Raw genomic sequence first — 15,024 nt, 5'->3', positions numbered from 1 at the left:
CGGCCGGCACTACCGGTACCGGACATCGGTCATCAGCGCAGGTCGATGAACCCGTTGTCGGCCAACTGTCCCGGCTCGTCCTGCACCGCCGACAACACGAACGTCAGCGCCTTGCCCAACAGCGTACCCGGGCCATCCCAGTACTCGGCCGAATCGGCCCGCACATGGATCAGGCGCAGGTTGGGATCCTCCTTGCCGCCGGGGAAGAACAGCTTCATCGCCGGCGACCACAGTTCCTCGATCTTCGCGCGATCATCCACCACCCGAGCGCGACCGGACACCGACACATACGTGTTCTTCGAGGGCGAGGCATAGGCCACGTTCACCCGCGGATCGAGTGCGATCTCGGCCACCTTCGGGCTGTCGGCGGTGATGACGAACCACAGGTCACCACCGAACGCGACCTGCTGGGTGGCCAGCGGCCGGCTGTAGAGGCGGCCATCAACCCCGGTGGTGGTGAACATCGCCACCTCCACGTCCTTGATCAGTTCGGCCAGCTGGGCGATGTGTTCGGCGCGGGTGTCGGCCATGGGGGGGCTCCATTGGGATGAGCCCCCATCAGACGCGGTGTGGCTGCAACGGCCCGTGACGCAAGTGTTCAGCCCGCGTGGCGAGCGTGCCAGGCGTGCATCGCCAGTTCGAACGAACGCAGGCGCGAACCGTGGTCATACAGGTTGGCGGTGAGCATCAGTTCGTCGGGCTTGTGGCGCTCGACAAACGCGGCGATGCCCTCGGCCACCTGCTGCGGATCACCCAGCACGGTGCAGGCCAATGCCCGCTCCACGCCCAGCTTTTCATGCGGTTCCCAGAAGGATTCGATGTCATCGATCGGTGCCGGGATCTTGCCGGGGCGACCGCGCCGCAGGTTGACGAAACTCTGCTGCTGGCTGGTGAACAGGCGGCGCGACTCGGCTTCGCTGTCGCTGGCGACGACATTCAGCGCCAGCATCGCATGCGGCTGCTTCAGCGTGGCCGAGGGGCGGAACTCGCGGCGATAGACCGCCAGCGCTTCGTCCATCACGTCCGGGGCGAAGTGCGAGGCGAACGCGTACGGCAGGCCCATCGAAGCGGCCATGCGCGCCCCGAACAGGCTCGAACCCAGGATCCAGGTCGGTACGCGCAGGCCGCCGCCGGGAACCGCCTGCACGGCCTGGCCGGGTTGCACCGGCTCGAAGTAGTGCAACAGCTCGCGCACGTCCTGCGGGAACTGGTCGGCACTGTCGAAGTAGCGGCGCAGGGCGCGTGCGGTGGGCTGGTCGGTGCCGGGCGCCCGGCCCAGGCCGAGGTCGATGCGGTCGGGGTACAGCGAGGCCAGCGTGCCGAACTGCTCGGCCACCTGCAGTGGCGCGTGGTTGGGCAGCATGATGCCGCCGGCGCCGACGCGGATGCGCTTGGTGCCACCGGCCACATGGCCGATCAGCACGGCCGTGGCCGCGCTGGCGATGCCGGGCATGTTGTGGTGTTCGGCCAGCCAGTAGCGGCGGTAGCCCAGCGCATCGGCGTGCTGGGCCAGTTCCAGCATGTTGGCGAAGGCGGCGGTGGTGTCACTGCCCTCGCAGACCGGGGCCAGGTCGAGAATCGACAACGGGATCATCAGCGGTTTTCCGTCACAGGATTCCCCATGGATGGGGTCGGCCAAGCGCGGCGGCCAGTGACGGTGGCGGGATGCTGATTCCTGCGGAGGCGGGTCCGGAGCCCGCCGGACATGGCCCGGGGCGCGGTCAGAACGCGCTGGGGCGCGGTTCGGGCAGTGGCTGGTCGACCATCGGCTTCAGCTCGGCATCCAGCGCCACGCGCTCGTCGAACACGAAACAGCGGCCTTCGTAGCCCTCGCCACCGACGTCCTCGAAATAACCCAGGATGCCGCCGTCCAGCTGCAGCACGTTGTCCATGCCGTCGTTGACCATCCACAGTGCGGCCTTCTCGCAGCGGATACCGCCGGTGCAGAAGCTGACCACGGTGCTGTCCTTCAACGCCTCGCGGTGCGGCGCCAGCGCCTCGGGCAGGTCGGTGAACTTGTGGATGGGCAGCACCAGAGCATCCTTGAAGGTGCCGTACTCCACTTCCTGCAGGTTGCGGGTGTCGAGCATCACCACCGGCTTGCCGGCGTCGTCGTGACCCTGCCGCAGCCAGCGCTGCACCGTGGCCGGATCGACCGCCGGAGCACGCGGGTACTCCAGCGGCTGGCCATCATCGCGGCGGAAGCTGATGATCTCGTCCTTCACCTTGGCCTTCAGCCGCGCAAACGGCTGGTACTCGCTGAGGCTGGTCTTGACCCGCATATCGGCAAAACGCGCATCGGCGTGCAGCGCCGCGTAGAAGCCCTCGACCGACGTCGGCACACCGGCGAGGAACAGGTTCAGCCCCTCGCCCGCCACCAGGATCGTGCCCCGCAGCCCAGCCGCCTCGGCACGCGCCAGCAGCTGGTCGCACAGGACCTGGGGAGCGTCGATGACGGCGAAATGGTAGGCAGCGGTATTGGCGATCATCCCGCCATTTTAGCGCCAGACCGCCCCGGGATCAGATTTACCGTTCATCCACGCATGGCGTGGATCTACAAAGCTCATGAACCTGTCAGAGGCGGGGCGGTGTGGGCAGGCGGGGGCGCAGAGCGCCATGGATGGCGCTCTACGAGGCACGCAGGAGCAGTTTTTGCCGTCCCCCGCCTGCCCACACCGCCGCGCCATCCCACGGAATCCAGCTTTTGCCGTTGCCGTTGCCTCTGCGGGTGCCGGGTGCAACCCGGCCGGAAGCCCCCTTTACCCCCGCAACAGCATGAACGGCAGCAGCACCAGCGCCGCCGCGCCCGCCATCCCCAGCAGCACCAGCACCACGAACACCGGCCGCCGCCGCAACAGGCTGCCGAACGTCTCCGCCGTGCCGTCACGCAGCGCCTGCTCGCGTTCTGCACGCACGCGCTCGCCGCGCGCGGCCTGATACTCGGCCATCAGCGCCTTCGCACGCGGATGATCGGCATCCTCGCGCAGCCACAGGCCGCCGTTGGAGATACCCCAGGGGCTGGGTTCGGTGCGATACCAGGCGATGCCGTGCTGATCCAGCAGCGTGCAGACATCGGCATATTCGTCGTCGCCGACGTTGCGCAGATTGAGCAGAAGTTTTGCCATGCCCCCATGATACCCGGCACCGATGCGCTACCCTTGCCGCCCTCGCCCTGCGCCCTTCCGGAGACGCCCGATGCGCCGCCTGCTGCTTCCCCTGCTGCTGTCCCTCGCCGCCGCTGGCTGTTCGACCGAGCCCTCCGGCCCGCCGCCGGGTGGCACCCTGACCTCCTTCGAGCGCATCGACAGCGTACCCGGCACCGGTGCCGAGGCCGTCGCCGGCAGCAAGGTCACCGTGCACTACACCGGCTGGATCTACGACAACCGCACCGAGACCAGGCACGGCAAGACCTTCGACAGCTCGGTCAGCCGCGGCGAACCGTTCACCTTCGCACTCGGCGCCGGCCAGGTCATCCGTGGCTGGGATGAAGGCGTGGCCGGCATGAAGGTCGGCGGCAAGCGCACGTTGATGATCCCGCCGGACTACGGCTACGGCGACCGCCGGGTCGGCCCGATTCCGGCCGGCTCGTCGCTGGTGTTCGACGTCGAGCTGCTCGATGTCAAACCGTAATACCGCAGCGCAGCGTCGGGTCGCCGTGATCGGCGGTGGCCCGGCCGGCCTGTTCGCCGCCGAGCGCCTGCGCGCCGCCGGGCTGGACGTCGACCTGTACGAGGCCAAGGGTTCGCCGGGCCGCAAGTTCCTGATCGCCGGCAAGGGCGGGCTCAACCTCACCCATTCCGATCCGCGGCCGCTGTTCGACAGCCGTTACCGCGAGCAGGCGGCTGCCGTGGGCCAGTGGCTGGACGGCTTCGACGCACAGGCACTGCGTGACTGGGCCACCGGTTTCGGTGTGGAGACCTACGTGGGCAGCTCCGGCCGCGTGTTCCCGGTCGACCGCAAGGCCGCGCCACTGCTGCGCGGCTGGGTGCGCCGGCTGAAGGAACAAGGCGTACGCCTGCATGCCAACCATCGCTGGATCGGCTGGAGCGACGACGGCGCGCTGCGCTTCGCCACCGAAGCGGGCGAAATCGATGTCCACGCCGATGCCACCGTGCTGGCGATGGGCGGCGGCAGCTGGCCGCAGCTGGGCAGTGATGGCGCCTGGGTAGCGCCTCTGCAGGCGCGTGGCGTGGACATTGCGCCCCTGCAGTCGGCCAATTGCGGTTTCGACGTGGATTGGACGCCGTTCTTCGCCCAGCGCAATGCCGGCGCACCATTGAAACCGGTGGTCGCGCACTGGCTCGACCTGGCCGGCCAGCCGCAGTCACTGCAGGGCGAATGCGTGGCCAGCGAATACGGTATCGAAGGCAGCCTGGTCTACGCGCTGGCGGCTGACCTGCGCGAGACCATCAACCGCGATGGCCACGCCATGCTCTGGCTGGATCTGGTGCCGGGCCGCGACGAGGCACGCCTGCTGGCCGACCTGTCGCGCCCGCGCAAGGGCCGCAGCTTCGGCGAGCACCTGCGCCGGCAGGCCGGCCTGGATGCAGTGAAGGCCGCGCTGGTGTTCGAGATCCTCGGCAAGGAGGCCGGCAACGATCTGACTGCCGTGGCCTCCACGCTCAAGCGGCTGCCGTTGCGCCTGCTGCGGCCACGACCGATGGCCGAAGTGATCAGCACGGCCGGTGGCGTACGCCTGGATGCACTGGATGATGGCCTGATGCTGCGGGCCTTGCCCGGCGTGTTCTGTGCCGGCGAGATGCTCGATTGGGAGGCCCCGACCGGCGGCTATCTTCTTACTGCCTGTTACGCCAGCGGCCTGCGTGCGGCGGAAGGTGTGATCGGATGGTTGGCCGGGCGGTAAAACCTGCCCTGTAGAGTCGAGCCATGCTCGACTGGATGGAAAAGCAGTCGAGCATGGCTCGACTCTACAATCGCCGGGCGGTCACCACGGCCGGCGCATGCTCACCGAGGCCAGCGCCACGCCGCTGGGATGCGGGTAGGCTTCCTCACGCACGGTAATGAAGCCCTGCCGTTGGTAGAACGGCACGGCATTGAGCGAGGCCGACAGCACCACTTCACGCTCACGGTCGGCCATCGCCAGCAGGCGCTGCATCAAGGCCTGGCCGATCCCCTTGCCGCCCCGGTCCGGATCAACGAACAACGCATCGACTTCATTGGCATCGGTGTCGAACACGCCGAAGCCGAGCAGGGTGCCCTGCGCATCCTCGGCCACCACGCAACCGCCCTGCCCCAGCAGCCGCGCGTACTGCGACGGCGGTGGCGAGGCCGACCAGGGCGCGATCACTTCCGGCGGGTAATGGCTGCTGCAGGTCTCGCGCACACACCGCGTGCGCAGCGCCCACAGCGTGGCTACATCATCGGCCGTGCCTGTTCTGAACTGCATGACATCTCCTTGTAGAGTCGAGCTTGCTCGACTGTTCTTCGTTCCAGGCACGCAGTCGAGCATGGCTCGACTCTACAACGGCAGCTACCGCGACTTGCTGGCGCGCAGTGCCTGGATCTTCGGCGGCGGCTGGAACGAGTCGCTGCGCGCATCGGCCCAGAACGCATGGAACACCGCGTGGTCGGGCACCTTGTGCAGCAGCTCGCCCGGTTCCAGGTAGCGGTACAAGGAGGCCAGCGAGCGGATCTCGACCGGCGAAACGCGACGCAGGATGTGCTCAGGCCCCAGTTCGGCCGGATCGTTCAGGCCGGCCGCACACAGCAGTTCCTTCAAGGCATGCAGGGTGTGCTCGTGGTAGCTGTGCACGCGCGTGGCCTTGTCTGGTGCGTCCAGATGCTTCCAGCGCGCCGGATTCTGGGTGGCGATGCCGGTCGGGCACTTGTCGGTGTGGCAGCTCAACGACTGGATGCAACCCAGCGCGAACATGAAGCCACGCCCGGCATTGCACCAGTCGGCGCCCAGTGCGATGGTGCGCGCGATGTCGAATGCACTGGTGATCTTGCCGGCCGCGCCGATGCGGATGCGCTCACGCAGATCCAGGCCGACCAGCGTGTTGTGCACCAGCAGCAGCGCTTCGTGCATCGGCACGCCGACGTGGTCGACGAACTCGGCCGGTGCCGCACCGGTGCCGCCCTCGGCACCGTCGACCACGATGAAGTCGGGAAGCAGACCGGTTTCCTGCATCGCCTTGGCGATACCAAACCATTCCCAGGGGTGGCCGATGGCCAGCTTGAAACCCACCGGTTTGCCACCGGACAACTCGCGCAGGCGCGCGACGAACTGCAGCAGTTCGACAGGCGTCGAGAACGCCGAGTGACGCGACGGCGACACGCAGTCCACGCCCATCGGCACGCCACGGGTCACCGAGATCTCGGCGGTCACCTTCGGTGCCGGCAGCACGCCACCGTGGCCCGGCTTGGCACCCTGCGACAGCTTGATCTCGACCATCCTGACCTGATCGTGGGTGGCGTTGGCGACGAAGCGCTCTTCGCTGAAGGCACCCTTTTCGTCACGGCAACCGAAATAGCCCGAGCCGATTTCCCAGACCAGATCGCCGCCCATCTCGCGGTGGTAGGGCGAGATCGAGCCTTCGCCGGTGTCGTGGTAGAAGCCACCGCGGCGCGCGCCTTCATTCAACGCTCGGATCGCATTGGCCGACAGCGAGCCGAAGCTCATCGCCGAGATGTTGAACACGCTGGCCGAATAGGGCTTTGCGCAGTTGGCGCCGATCAGCACGCGGAAATCATGCTTGGCGATGGAGGTGGGTGCCAGCGAATGGTTGATCCACTCGTAGTCCACCGCATAGGTGCTGCGCAGGGTACCGAACGGCACTGTGTCCATCTCGTTCTTGGCGCGCTGGTAGATCAACGCCCGCTGTTGCCGCGAGAACGGCACATCTTCCAGGTCGCTCTGCACGAAGTACTGGCGGATCTCCGGGCCGATCGATTCCAGGCCGTAGCGGAAATGCGCCATCACCGGATAGTTGCGGCGCAGCGTGCTGCGCTTCTGCAGCAGATCCCAGGTCCCCAGCGCCACCATCGCGGCAGTCAGGCCGACGCCCCAGTACCAGGCCGGCCAGATCGTGGCCAGCCACAGGCATATCGGGAACATCAGGATGGCGAGCAGGTAGACGATATACCGGTGCATGGCTTTCCTCGGTTGCAACTGTCCCCGAGTCTACCGCGCTGCCCGTCCGCCGGGTTTACAGGCGATCGTCAACCACGTTGCGCGGCCAGGCCGATTTCACGTCGTAGACCAGTCCCCCGGGGGCCAGCAGGCCCCGGATCTGGGCTTCATCCATCGCCTTGAAACGGGCATGGGCCACTGCCAGCACCACTGCGTCATAGCTTCCCGCCACGGGTTCGGCCAGCCAGTGCACACCTTCATCGGCCAGCGCCGCCGGGCCGACCCACGGGTCACTGACTTCAACCCGCGCACCGGCATCACGCAGGCGCTGCGCAAGCTCCAGCGCGCGGCTGTTGCGCAGGTCAGGGCAATCCTCCTTGAAGGTCACGCCCAGCACCAGGATCCGCGCCTGTGCCGGCGCACGGCCACGCTCGGCCAGCATCGCCAGCACCCGCGCCGCCACGTGCTCGCCGACACGGTTGTTGACCTGCCGCGCGGTGTGGATCAGGTCAGGGTGGTAGCCCACACTCTCGGATTTATGCAGCAGGTAGTATGGGTCCACGCCAATGCAGTGGCCACCGACCAGGCCCGGCCGGAACGGCAGGAAGTTCCACTTGCTGCCCGCCGCATCGAGCACATCCTGGGTATCGATGCCGAGCCGGTCGAAGATCAGCGCCAGTTCGTTGACCAGCGCGATGTTGACATCACGCTGGATGTTCTCGACCACCTTGGCCGCTTCGGCCACGCGCATCGACGGCGCCGGATACGTACCGGCCGCGATGATGCGCTGGTACAGGCCATCGATCACCGCAGCGGCTTCTGGCGTCGAACCGGAGGTGATCTTGCGGATGTCGGACAGGCGCCGCTGGCGATCGCCGGGGCTGACCCGTTCCGGGCTGTAGCCGCAGAAGAAATCCTGGTTGAAGCGCAGGCCCGAGCCCTGCTCCAGCAGCGGTACGCAGACTTCCTCCGTGGTGCCCGGATACACCGTGGATTCGTAGATCACCAGATCGCCCTCGCGCAGATGGCTGGCGATCAGGCGGGTGGCCGAACGCAGCGGCTCCAGATCGGGCTGCTCGTAGGCATCGATCGGGGTCGGCACGGTCACGATGTAGACATTGCAGGCATCCAGCAGGGCCGGATCGCTGCCGTACTGCAGCTGATGCGCGCTGGCCAGCTCATCAGCCTCCACTTCCAGCGTGTGGTCATGGCCGCTGCGCAGCTCGGCGATGCGGCCGGCATCGATATCGAAACCCAGCGTCGGCCAGTGGCGGCCAAAGGACACCGCCAGTGGCAGGCCGACGTAACCCAGGCCGATCACTGCCAGGCGCGCCGCCACGGCCGCCGCGACCGGCGCGCTCATCGGCGCATTTCCTGCAACGGATGCAATCGCGCTCGCGTTGCCATGGCTTCGGCCCACACACTCATTCGCTGTACCACTCCGGGAAACCCACACCAGAAAGGCTACAGCCTAAGGCCCCGGCGCGCCGCCGCCAAGGCGGGCTCAGGAGCCCAGCGCGACCGCCGCCGGCTCCAGCTCGCCGTCTGCGCCGGTCCAGGCCTGCAGCAGGCGTTCGAAGCCGCAACTGCCGAGCAGGAAACCCGGCCATGCCGCCTCGACGATCTGCGATAGCAGGTCCGCCTCGATCCTGCGGGTACCCATCGACCAGCGCGGAAACGCCCGCTGCAGCACCGGTGCACGGCACAGCATCTTCACCTGTCCATGGCTGCGCGCATTGACGATGCGCTGGAACACCGAATCGATGCCATCTTCCGGGCCTTCCAGATACTGCAGGAAACGCGTCCCATCGAACATCAGGACACCGGTGACACCCGCTACGCGATTGAATGCCGTGGCATCGGCCAACAGGCGATCAAGATCGGTTGTCTGCAGATCGGCACGGGCCTCACTGGCATAGGCAATCGCGTGTAGCGACATCAGGTGGCTCCCCCCCTGGGAACGATGGCTGGGACTATGACATGAATAGGAACGACAGTTAAGCACGCCACTCCCCCTGGAGGATCAGGCCACGGCGCGGTGGGTGGGCTACAATCGGCGCCGCGCTGCAGGCCCGGATGGCGAAACTGGTAGACGCATCGGACTTAAAATCCGCCGGGGGCAACCCCATGCCGGTTCGATTCCGGCTCCGGGCACCAACATCGCAGCGCAGGATGGCGTCCGCCCTTCGGGGCATTGCACAAGGAACCCGCACATGAAGCTTTCTGCCCTGATGCTTGCCCTGCTCTGCACCGCCAGTCTTCCGGCGTTGGCGCAGTCGCACTCCGATACCCGTCGCAATCGCGATGGCAGCATGGACATCCGCCACAGCGATGGTTCGTCCACCCGCATTACCCGTGATCTGTCCAAACGCGTGATCGCCGAGCACAGCAACGGCAGCCGCTCGGTCACCACGACCGATCTCAGCGGACGCAAGCGCACCACCTACAGCGACGGCAGCTACTCCGACACCACCACCGATCTGAGCGGCAGGATCATCACCCAGTACAGCAACGGTGCCCGCTCGACCAGCACACGCGACCTGAGTGGCAGGTGGCGCACCGAGTACAGCGATGGTTCGTACTCGACCAGCGTGCAGGACCTGAGCGGCAACTGGCGCACCACCGCAAGCGGCGGCATGGCGGCCCGGCATCCGGAGCGCGGCTTCGGCAAGAAACGCTGAGCGTTCAGATCGCACGCGAGTAGCGCGGCTGCTCATGCGCCGCGCGCAGGTACGGATCGAAGCACATCGCCAGCAGCCGCAGCAGCGGCCGTCCCGGCTCGCTGGCACGCACCACGCCCTCGCGGTACTCCGCCAGTCCGTCCTCCTGCAGCCGCTGCACCGACCGCAGGTCTTCGGCGAAGTACCGCTCGAAATCCACGCCGTGGCGCTGGCCCAGCACAGCGCCATCCACCTCGCCCTGGCACATCAGCTGCTGGATCAGTTCCGCGCGCAGCTGGTCGTCGGCGCTCAATGCCACGCCGCGCCAGACCGGCAGCTGGCCCTGGTCCACTGCGTCCTCCCACGACGGCAGGTCGCGCGGATTCTGGCTGTAGGTGGCACCAATGTGGCTGATCGCACTCACGCCCAGGCCCAGCAGATCGGTATCGGCGTGGGTGGTGTACCCCATGAAATTGCGATGCAGCTGGCCTGCGCGCTGCGCGCGTGACAGATCCTCTTCCGGCAACGCGAAGTGATCCATGCCGATGTACTGGTAGCCAGCCGCGGAGAGCTTCTCGACCGCCAGGCCCAGCAGCGCCAGCTTGTCTTCCGGCGAGGGCAAGCGGCGTTCGTCGATCTGCTTCTGTGCGCGGAACAGGTGCGGCAGATGTGCGTAGCCATACACCGCCAGGCGATCCGGGCGCAGGGCCAGCACCCGCTCAAGGGTACGGCCGAACCCCTCCAGGCTCTGCCCGGGAAGGCCATAGATCAGGTCAACGTTGACCGAGCGCATGCCGCTGTCGCGGCAGGCCTGCAGGATATCCAGCGTCTGCTGCACGCCCTGTATGCGGTTGATCGACTCCTGTACGTGCGGATCAAAGTCCTGCACACCCAGGCTGGCGCGGTTGAAACCCAGCCGCGCCAGCAGGGCGACGTCGTGGGAATCGATGAAGCGCGGGTCCAGTTCGATCGAGAAATCACGCTGTGGCGAATCGCTGAAATCGAAGCGGCGGCGCAGGCCTTCCACCAGGGTGGTCATCGCCTCGGCATCGAGGAAGTTCGGCGTGCCCCCGCCCAGGTGCAGCTGGATGACCTCACGGCCGTCCTCGAACTGCGGCGCCAGCAGGTCGGCCTCGGCCAGCACGCGCGAGACGTAGCTGTGGCCACGGCCGCGATCGCGGGTGATCACCCGGTTGCAGCCGCAGTAGAAGCACGGGCTGGAGCAGAACGGCACGTGCACATACAGCGACAGCGCGCGGGCCAGCTGGTTGCTGTCGGCGATCGCCTGACGCAGTGCCGGCGCGTCGAAGCCGTCGTGGAAATGCGGCGCGGTCGGGTACGAGGTGTAGCGCGGCCCGGGCCGATCGTGGCGGCGCAACAGGTCGGGGTCGAAGGTCCAGGCCAGGCCGCCGGCAGCGGGAGAGAACGTGTCCATGGCGCCAGCATCGCGCCGGGCGGACGTCGCCGCCTTGACCCAGATCAATCCTTGGCGGGGATGCCCAGCACCGGCAGGCCGACCTGCGGCCAACGCAGCATCTGGTAGCGCTTCCAGAAGGTGTCACCGATGCGTGCGGCCACGTCGTTGGCCAGCGCCTGCATCGGCGGGTTGTTGCATTCGGCGGTGGTGATGCGGAACAGCACCAGCCAGCGGTTGAACAGGTCCTTGTCCAGCTCGATGGCCATGTGCTTGGACATCGGCGAGCCCTTGAAGCGGCGGGTAGCGCGCAGCATCGCCGACCAGAAGTCGACCAGCTGCGCCAGGTGCTCCGGCCAGTCGTGGACATGCGCCTCGAACACCGGCCCCAACCGCTCCTCTTCACGCACGCGGCCATAGAAGTCGTGGACCAGGCGGGTGACTTCCTGCTCGGTACACAACTCGGGCGAGGCAACGGGGATGACAGGCGGAGGCGTAGCGTTCATCGGGTACCCAAAGCGTGCCGGCAGTGTGCCGCAGCCGGCCGGCACCGCCGTTGATCCAGATCAATGTCGGCGCAGTTCGCTGCCCCTAGGCTGGCACGCTTGCAGGAAGCATGCCCTGCGGATGCTGCGCCGGACCAGGCGAAGTATACGCGCCGCCCCCTTTCCGATCCGGGACAGCATGAACAGACCCTCCCTCAGCCGTCGCCAGCAGTTGATCCAGCAATGGGGCGCGATCCTCTGGCCCAGTTTCATCGCTGCCGGCGTGGCCAGCGTGGTGTTCTTCGCCTTCGTCGATCCGTTGCGCCTGCAGGCCATCAGCTTCCCGGGAACCACCATCAGCCGCGAGCTGGGCTATACCGCAGGCTTTTTCATGTTCTGGACGGTGACGGCGCTGTCCAGCGCGGTTACCTGGTACCTGCAACGGCCGATGCCGAGCGACGACGACGACGAGCTGCCACTGGGATGAGTACGCCCTGCTCCACGACGCCGCGCCCACGGCACTGGCGCGGCATCCTCAGCGCAGGCCTGCTTGCACTGTTCTATGCGCTGCCCTGGTTGCGCTGGGACGGTCATCAGGCCGTGTTGCTGGACATCAATGCCCGGCGCTTCGACCTGTTCGGCTGGACGCTGTGGCCGGGTGATGTGGGAGTGCTGATCGGTCTGCTGGCGGTGCTGGCGGTGAGCCTTGCGCTGCTCACTCATCTGGCCGGACGCATCTGGTGCGGCCATGCCTGTCCGCAGACGTTGTGGCGACGTGCCTTCGACTGGATCGGCCGCACCGTGTCCCGGGCACTGCCGCCGGCACTGGCCCGGCCGGCCGCGCAGCTTGCATGGGGCCTGCTGTCGCTGTGGACCGGAATCACCTTTGTCGGCCTGTTCAGCCCGATCGTCGGGCTGGTGGCCGCCGCGCCGCACGCTGCCTGGAGCGGCTGGGAGACGTTCTGGATTCTGTTCTACGCCGCTGCCACCTGGGGCAATGCCGGTTTCCTGCGTGAGCAGGTCTGCCGTTCGCTGTGCCCGTTCGCACGCCTGCAGCCATTGCTGACCGATCCACACACACCACGCGTGCTGTATGACGCCCGTCGCGGCGAGCCACGCGGACCGCGCCCCTATGGCCAGGGCGGTGTGCTCGGTCGCGGCCGTGGCCTGCTCGACCCGACCACCGCGCAGGACTACGTGTTCCGTGCCGCGCATCCGCTGCTGGCAGGTCCGATGCCAACCTTCAGCGCAGACCGCCTGGGTGACTGTACCGACTGCACCGCGTGTGTCAGCGCCTGCCCGATGCAGCTGGACATCCGCCAGGGGCCGCAGGCCGATTGCCTGGCCTGCGGCGCCTGCCTGGACGCCTGCGCACAGCAGCAGCACCGGGCCGGTTTCGGCCGGGGGCTGCTGCGCTACTGCAGTCCACAGGTGATGACCTGCCAGCCGCGGCGCTGGTGGCGACCGCGGACCCTGGCCCTGTTGTCTTTGCTGCTGGCGCTGCTTGCCTGTGGCGCCTGGCGCCTGCTCTGAATCAGCGCGGTCCGTCGGCGTGCGGCGGAACCAGCTGCGCACGGCGGACGATGCCCAGCTGCTCGATGATCAGCGCCATTTCATTGGTGACTTCGGTACGCTCGGTGCCCTGCGGGACCAGGCGATCGAGCACCTGCTGGTAGGTATCCCAGAACGCCGGACCGCATCCGTGTTTGTGATAGCTGGCTTCCAGTTCGCGGCGTACCCGTTCAGCCAAGCCATGCATGCCGTATTCCATACGACCTCCGTTGGACTTGTTCTGCATCGTTGACGGTCTACCGACTCACTTGCGTGCTACTGAAAGACTCCCGGGCTTCACGCCCGGTTGATGCCAATTAGTCATAGATTTCACGACAGGTCAATTACATGCATCGACTTTCGTGATCGAAATTATTAATCGTTCACAAAACTACATACGGTGCCCCGGCCCTGCCGGATGGGTTGAACCCGACGTGCCGCCTGCCCGGCAGACGACAACCTTCTATTGACCACACTGATCGAGTTCTCTGGAACCATCGAATTTTCCCATTTTGCTAAGTCTGCTTAGCAAATAGCGCTTAGTGTGCTAGATGCGACAAAAGACGGCGCAGATCAGATGGATTCGCTGCCTGGCGCGTCGGTTGCAGGGAACAGATGCGGGTAGCGCTGACGCAGGATGTACTGCCGCAGGGCAGGAATCGGAAGGTCCTTAGGCCATTGCGACACTGCGGATCGGCTTATGCCAAAGAAGCGGGCCAGTTCGGCATCGGTCCTCAGTCCCAGCCGGGTACGCACCTGCCGTTTGCTCCAGAATTCGCGGCAAGGTTTCTTGGCATTCCACGCGTTAAGCTGGCTTGCATAGATGAATACTCTCGGCCAACGACTCGCCGCCGCCATGAAGAAAGCCGGGCACCCTCGCCCGGCCGATCTGGCCCGCGCCGCAAAATCCACAACGGCAACCATCAGCAACTGGCTCAATGACCATGTGAGCGCCTCCCATGTGAAGGCCGCACAGCTGTTCCGCATTGCAGACGCAGCCAAGCTGGACGCGCGCGAGCTGCTGTACGGGGTGACCGGGCGCGGCGTAGGCGAACCCGGCAATGCCTACATCCCCAGCCAGGCCCATCTGGATGTCTGGCAGGACGCCTACGAGCTGGTCAGCCACCTGGTGGCCGAGAACGGGCTGGAGATCGACCACCGCCGCCATGCCGCGCTGGACCTGCTTGCGTTCGAGCTGTTGATGGATGGCTTCAGCCGCAGCAAGGTCGCCCGCGTACTGACGACCTCGATGACGTAAACGCACTGCCGCTGGTAGCATGGCCCGCGATGGGGATGGAGCTCCCCCGATAACCGCCTGCAAGGGCTGATGGCTCCTGCCAAGACGAACCCGGTGTTCGTCGGCGGCAGGCCGTGCCTGCCCTCGGCGTTCGCCATCGGACCTGCGAACCCGTACTCGAGGCACACGATGCAAGCATTGAACAATTATTTCCTAGTCTTCATCGGAGGCGGCCTGGGTGCCTGCCTGCGCCACGCCTGCAACCTGATCGGCGCCCGCGTGGCGGTCGGCAGTCCCTGGCCCTGGTCGACCTTCCTGATCAACATCAGCGGCGCGCTGCTGATGGGCGTGGTGGTCGAGGCTTTCGCCCTGCGCAACGGCGCTTCACCCCAGCTGCGACTGCTGCTGGCCACCGGCATTCTGGGCGGTTACACCACGTTCTCGACCTATGCGCTGGAGATCGGCCTGCTGCTGCAACGCGGCCAGCATGGGCTGGCAGCGCTGTACGCCGGGGGCTCGGTGGCCCTGGGCCTGGCGGGCCTGTTCGGCGGCATGAAGCTGGCCCGGCTGGTGCTGGGCTGACG

Annotated in this window: 19 protein-coding genes, 1 tRNA gene and 1 riboswitch; of the genes, 8 read left to right on the top strand and 12 right to left on the bottom strand. The window is 66.6% G+C overall.

The window, feature by feature from the left end; translation table 11 throughout:
- Nucleotides 1–32: 32 nt before the first annotated feature.
- The 4 genes from N440_RS05255 to N440_RS05240 all read right to left on the bottom strand — a co-directional run bounded on the left by N440_RS05255 (nucleotide 33) and on the right by N440_RS05240 (nucleotide 3,125).
- The gene (locus N440_RS05255; protein ID WP_006431271.1) at nucleotides 33–530 is read right to left on the bottom strand and encodes a pyridoxamine 5'-phosphate oxidase family protein; all 498 of its coding nucleotides are present in this window, start codon (nucleotides 528–530) and stop codon (nucleotides 33–35) included.
- Nucleotides 531–598: 68 nt separating this feature from the next.
- Nucleotides 599–1,594: an LLM class flavin-dependent oxidoreductase gene (locus N440_RS05250; RefSeq protein WP_133934323.1), complete on the bottom strand. Its 996-nt coding sequence runs from the start codon at nucleotides 1,592–1,594 to the stop codon at nucleotides 599–601.
- A gap of 127 nt (nucleotides 1,595–1,721) precedes the next feature.
- Nucleotides 1,722–2,489 (bottom strand): sulfurtransferase, encoded by a 768-nt coding sequence (locus N440_RS05245; RefSeq protein WP_133934322.1) that lies wholly within the window; start codon nucleotides 2,487–2,489, stop codon nucleotides 1,722–1,724.
- 270 nt (nucleotides 2,490–2,759) lie between these two features.
- Nucleotides 2,760–3,125 (bottom strand): DUF6164 family protein, encoded by a 366-nt coding sequence (locus N440_RS05240; RefSeq protein ID WP_049456388.1) that lies wholly within the window; start codon nucleotides 3,123–3,125, stop codon nucleotides 2,760–2,762.
- A 70-nt stretch (nucleotides 3,126–3,195) separates the two neighbouring features.
- Here N440_RS05240 and N440_RS05235 point away from each other — a divergent pair, with 70 nt between their 5' ends.
- Together N440_RS05235 and N440_RS05230 are read left to right on the top strand one after the other, a co-directional pair.
- The gene (locus N440_RS05235; protein ID WP_133934321.1) at nucleotides 3,196–3,630 is read left to right on the top strand and encodes an FKBP-type peptidyl-prolyl cis-trans isomerase; all 435 of its coding nucleotides are present in this window, start codon (nucleotides 3,196–3,198) and stop codon (nucleotides 3,628–3,630) included.
- Nucleotides 3,617–4,864 (top strand): TIGR03862 family flavoprotein, encoded by a 1,248-nt coding sequence (locus N440_RS05230; RefSeq protein WP_133934320.1) that lies wholly within the window; start codon nucleotides 3,617–3,619, stop codon nucleotides 4,862–4,864. The genes N440_RS05235 and N440_RS05230 overlap by 14 nt, the downstream gene beginning before the upstream one ends.
- A gap of 81 nt (nucleotides 4,865–4,945) precedes the next feature.
- On the opposite strand, the gene N440_RS05225 is transcribed toward N440_RS05230, so the two are convergent.
- From N440_RS05225 to N440_RS05210, 4 genes are all read right to left on the bottom strand, one after another.
- Complete coding sequence (locus N440_RS05225) at nucleotides 4,946–5,407, bottom strand: GNAT family N-acetyltransferase (protein ID WP_133934319.1); 462 nt, start codon at nucleotides 5,405–5,407, stop codon at nucleotides 4,946–4,948.
- An 84-nt stretch (nucleotides 5,408–5,491) separates the two neighbouring features.
- Complete coding sequence (locus N440_RS05220) at nucleotides 5,492–7,114, bottom strand: FMN-binding glutamate synthase family protein (protein ID WP_133934318.1); 1,623 nt, start codon at nucleotides 7,112–7,114, stop codon at nucleotides 5,492–5,494.
- Nucleotides 7,115–7,169: 55 nt separating this feature from the next.
- Nucleotides 7,170–8,456 (bottom strand): nucleotide sugar dehydrogenase, encoded by a 1,287-nt coding sequence (locus N440_RS05215; protein WP_133934317.1) that lies wholly within the window; start codon nucleotides 8,454–8,456, stop codon nucleotides 7,170–7,172.
- Between the two features lie 141 nt (nucleotides 8,457–8,597).
- A complete protein-coding gene (locus N440_RS05210; RefSeq protein ID WP_133934316.1) occupies nucleotides 8,598–9,032 on the bottom strand; it encodes a BLUF domain-containing protein in 435 nt (144 codons plus the stop codon).
- A 131-nt stretch (nucleotides 9,033–9,163) separates the two neighbouring features.
- Here N440_RS05210 and N440_RS05205 point away from each other — a divergent pair.
- Nucleotides 9,164–9,250 (top strand) — tRNA-Leu (locus N440_RS05205).
- 56 nt (nucleotides 9,251–9,306) lie between these two features.
- Nucleotides 9,307–9,774: a hypothetical protein gene (locus N440_RS05200; RefSeq protein ID WP_008267471.1), complete on the top strand. Its 468-nt coding sequence runs from the start codon at nucleotides 9,307–9,309 to the stop codon at nucleotides 9,772–9,774.
- 4 nt (nucleotides 9,775–9,778) lie between these two features.
- Here N440_RS05200 and hemN read toward each other — a convergent pair whose 3' ends face one another.
- Together hemN and N440_RS05190 are read right to left on the bottom strand one after the other, a co-directional pair.
- Nucleotides 9,779–11,188 (bottom strand): oxygen-independent coproporphyrinogen III oxidase, encoded by a 1,410-nt coding sequence (gene hemN / locus N440_RS05195; protein WP_133934315.1) that lies wholly within the window; start codon nucleotides 11,186–11,188, stop codon nucleotides 9,779–9,781.
- Nucleotides 11,189–11,232: 44 nt separating this feature from the next.
- Complete coding sequence (locus tag N440_RS05190) at nucleotides 11,233–11,673, bottom strand: group III truncated hemoglobin (RefSeq protein WP_133934314.1); 441 nt, start codon at nucleotides 11,671–11,673, stop codon at nucleotides 11,233–11,235.
- A gap of 178 nt (nucleotides 11,674–11,851) precedes the next feature.
- Here N440_RS05190 and N440_RS05185 point away from each other — a divergent pair, with 178 nt between their 5' ends.
- Both N440_RS05185 and N440_RS05180 read left to right on the top strand, forming a co-directional pair.
- Complete coding sequence (locus N440_RS05185; RefSeq protein WP_133934313.1) at nucleotides 11,852–12,139, top strand: hypothetical protein; 288 nt, start codon at nucleotides 11,852–11,854, stop codon at nucleotides 12,137–12,139.
- On the top strand, nucleotides 12,136–13,185 hold the full coding sequence (locus N440_RS05180) for a 4Fe-4S dicluster domain-containing protein (RefSeq protein WP_133934312.1): 1,050 nt from the start codon (nucleotides 12,136–12,138) through the stop codon (nucleotides 13,183–13,185). The genes N440_RS05185 and N440_RS05180 overlap by 4 nt, the downstream gene beginning before the upstream one ends.
- A 1-nt stretch (nucleotide 13,186) precedes the next feature.
- Here N440_RS05180 and N440_RS05175 read toward each other — a convergent pair whose 3' ends face one another.
- A complete protein-coding gene (locus tag N440_RS05175) occupies nucleotides 13,187–13,423 on the bottom strand; it encodes a hypothetical protein (protein ID WP_008267971.1) in 237 nt (78 codons plus the stop codon).
- Nucleotides 13,424–13,776: 353 nt separating this feature from the next.
- Nucleotides 13,777–14,028 (bottom strand): hypothetical protein, encoded by a 252-nt coding sequence (locus N440_RS05170; protein WP_133935977.1) that lies wholly within the window; start codon nucleotides 14,026–14,028, stop codon nucleotides 13,777–13,779.
- A gap of 31 nt (nucleotides 14,029–14,059) precedes the next feature.
- Here N440_RS05170 and N440_RS05165 point away from each other — a divergent pair, with 31 nt between their 5' ends.
- Both N440_RS05165 and crcB read left to right on the top strand, forming a co-directional pair.
- Nucleotides 14,060–14,461, top strand: coding sequence for an XRE family transcriptional regulator (locus N440_RS05165; RefSeq protein ID WP_040008084.1), 402 nt, complete (start codon nucleotides 14,060–14,062; stop codon nucleotides 14,459–14,461).
- A gap of 22 nt (nucleotides 14,462–14,483) precedes the next feature.
- Nucleotides 14,484–14,547: riboswitch (Fluoride riboswitch) on the top strand.
- Between the two features lie 82 nt (nucleotides 14,548–14,629).
- Nucleotides 14,630–15,022, top strand: coding sequence for a fluoride efflux transporter CrcB (gene crcB / locus N440_RS05160; protein WP_006430497.1), 393 nt, complete (start codon nucleotides 14,630–14,632; stop codon nucleotides 15,020–15,022).
- Nucleotides 15,023–15,024: the final 2 nt, after the last annotated feature.

This window comes from Stenotrophomonas sp. CC22-02 (assembly GCF_004365115.1).
In the GTDB taxonomy this organism is placed as follows: Bacteria; Pseudomonadota; Gammaproteobacteria; order Xanthomonadales; family Xanthomonadaceae; genus Stenotrophomonas; species Stenotrophomonas forensis.
Note: the sequence above shows the minus strand (reverse complement) of the source record. Positions and strands in the feature narration are given on the sequence as shown.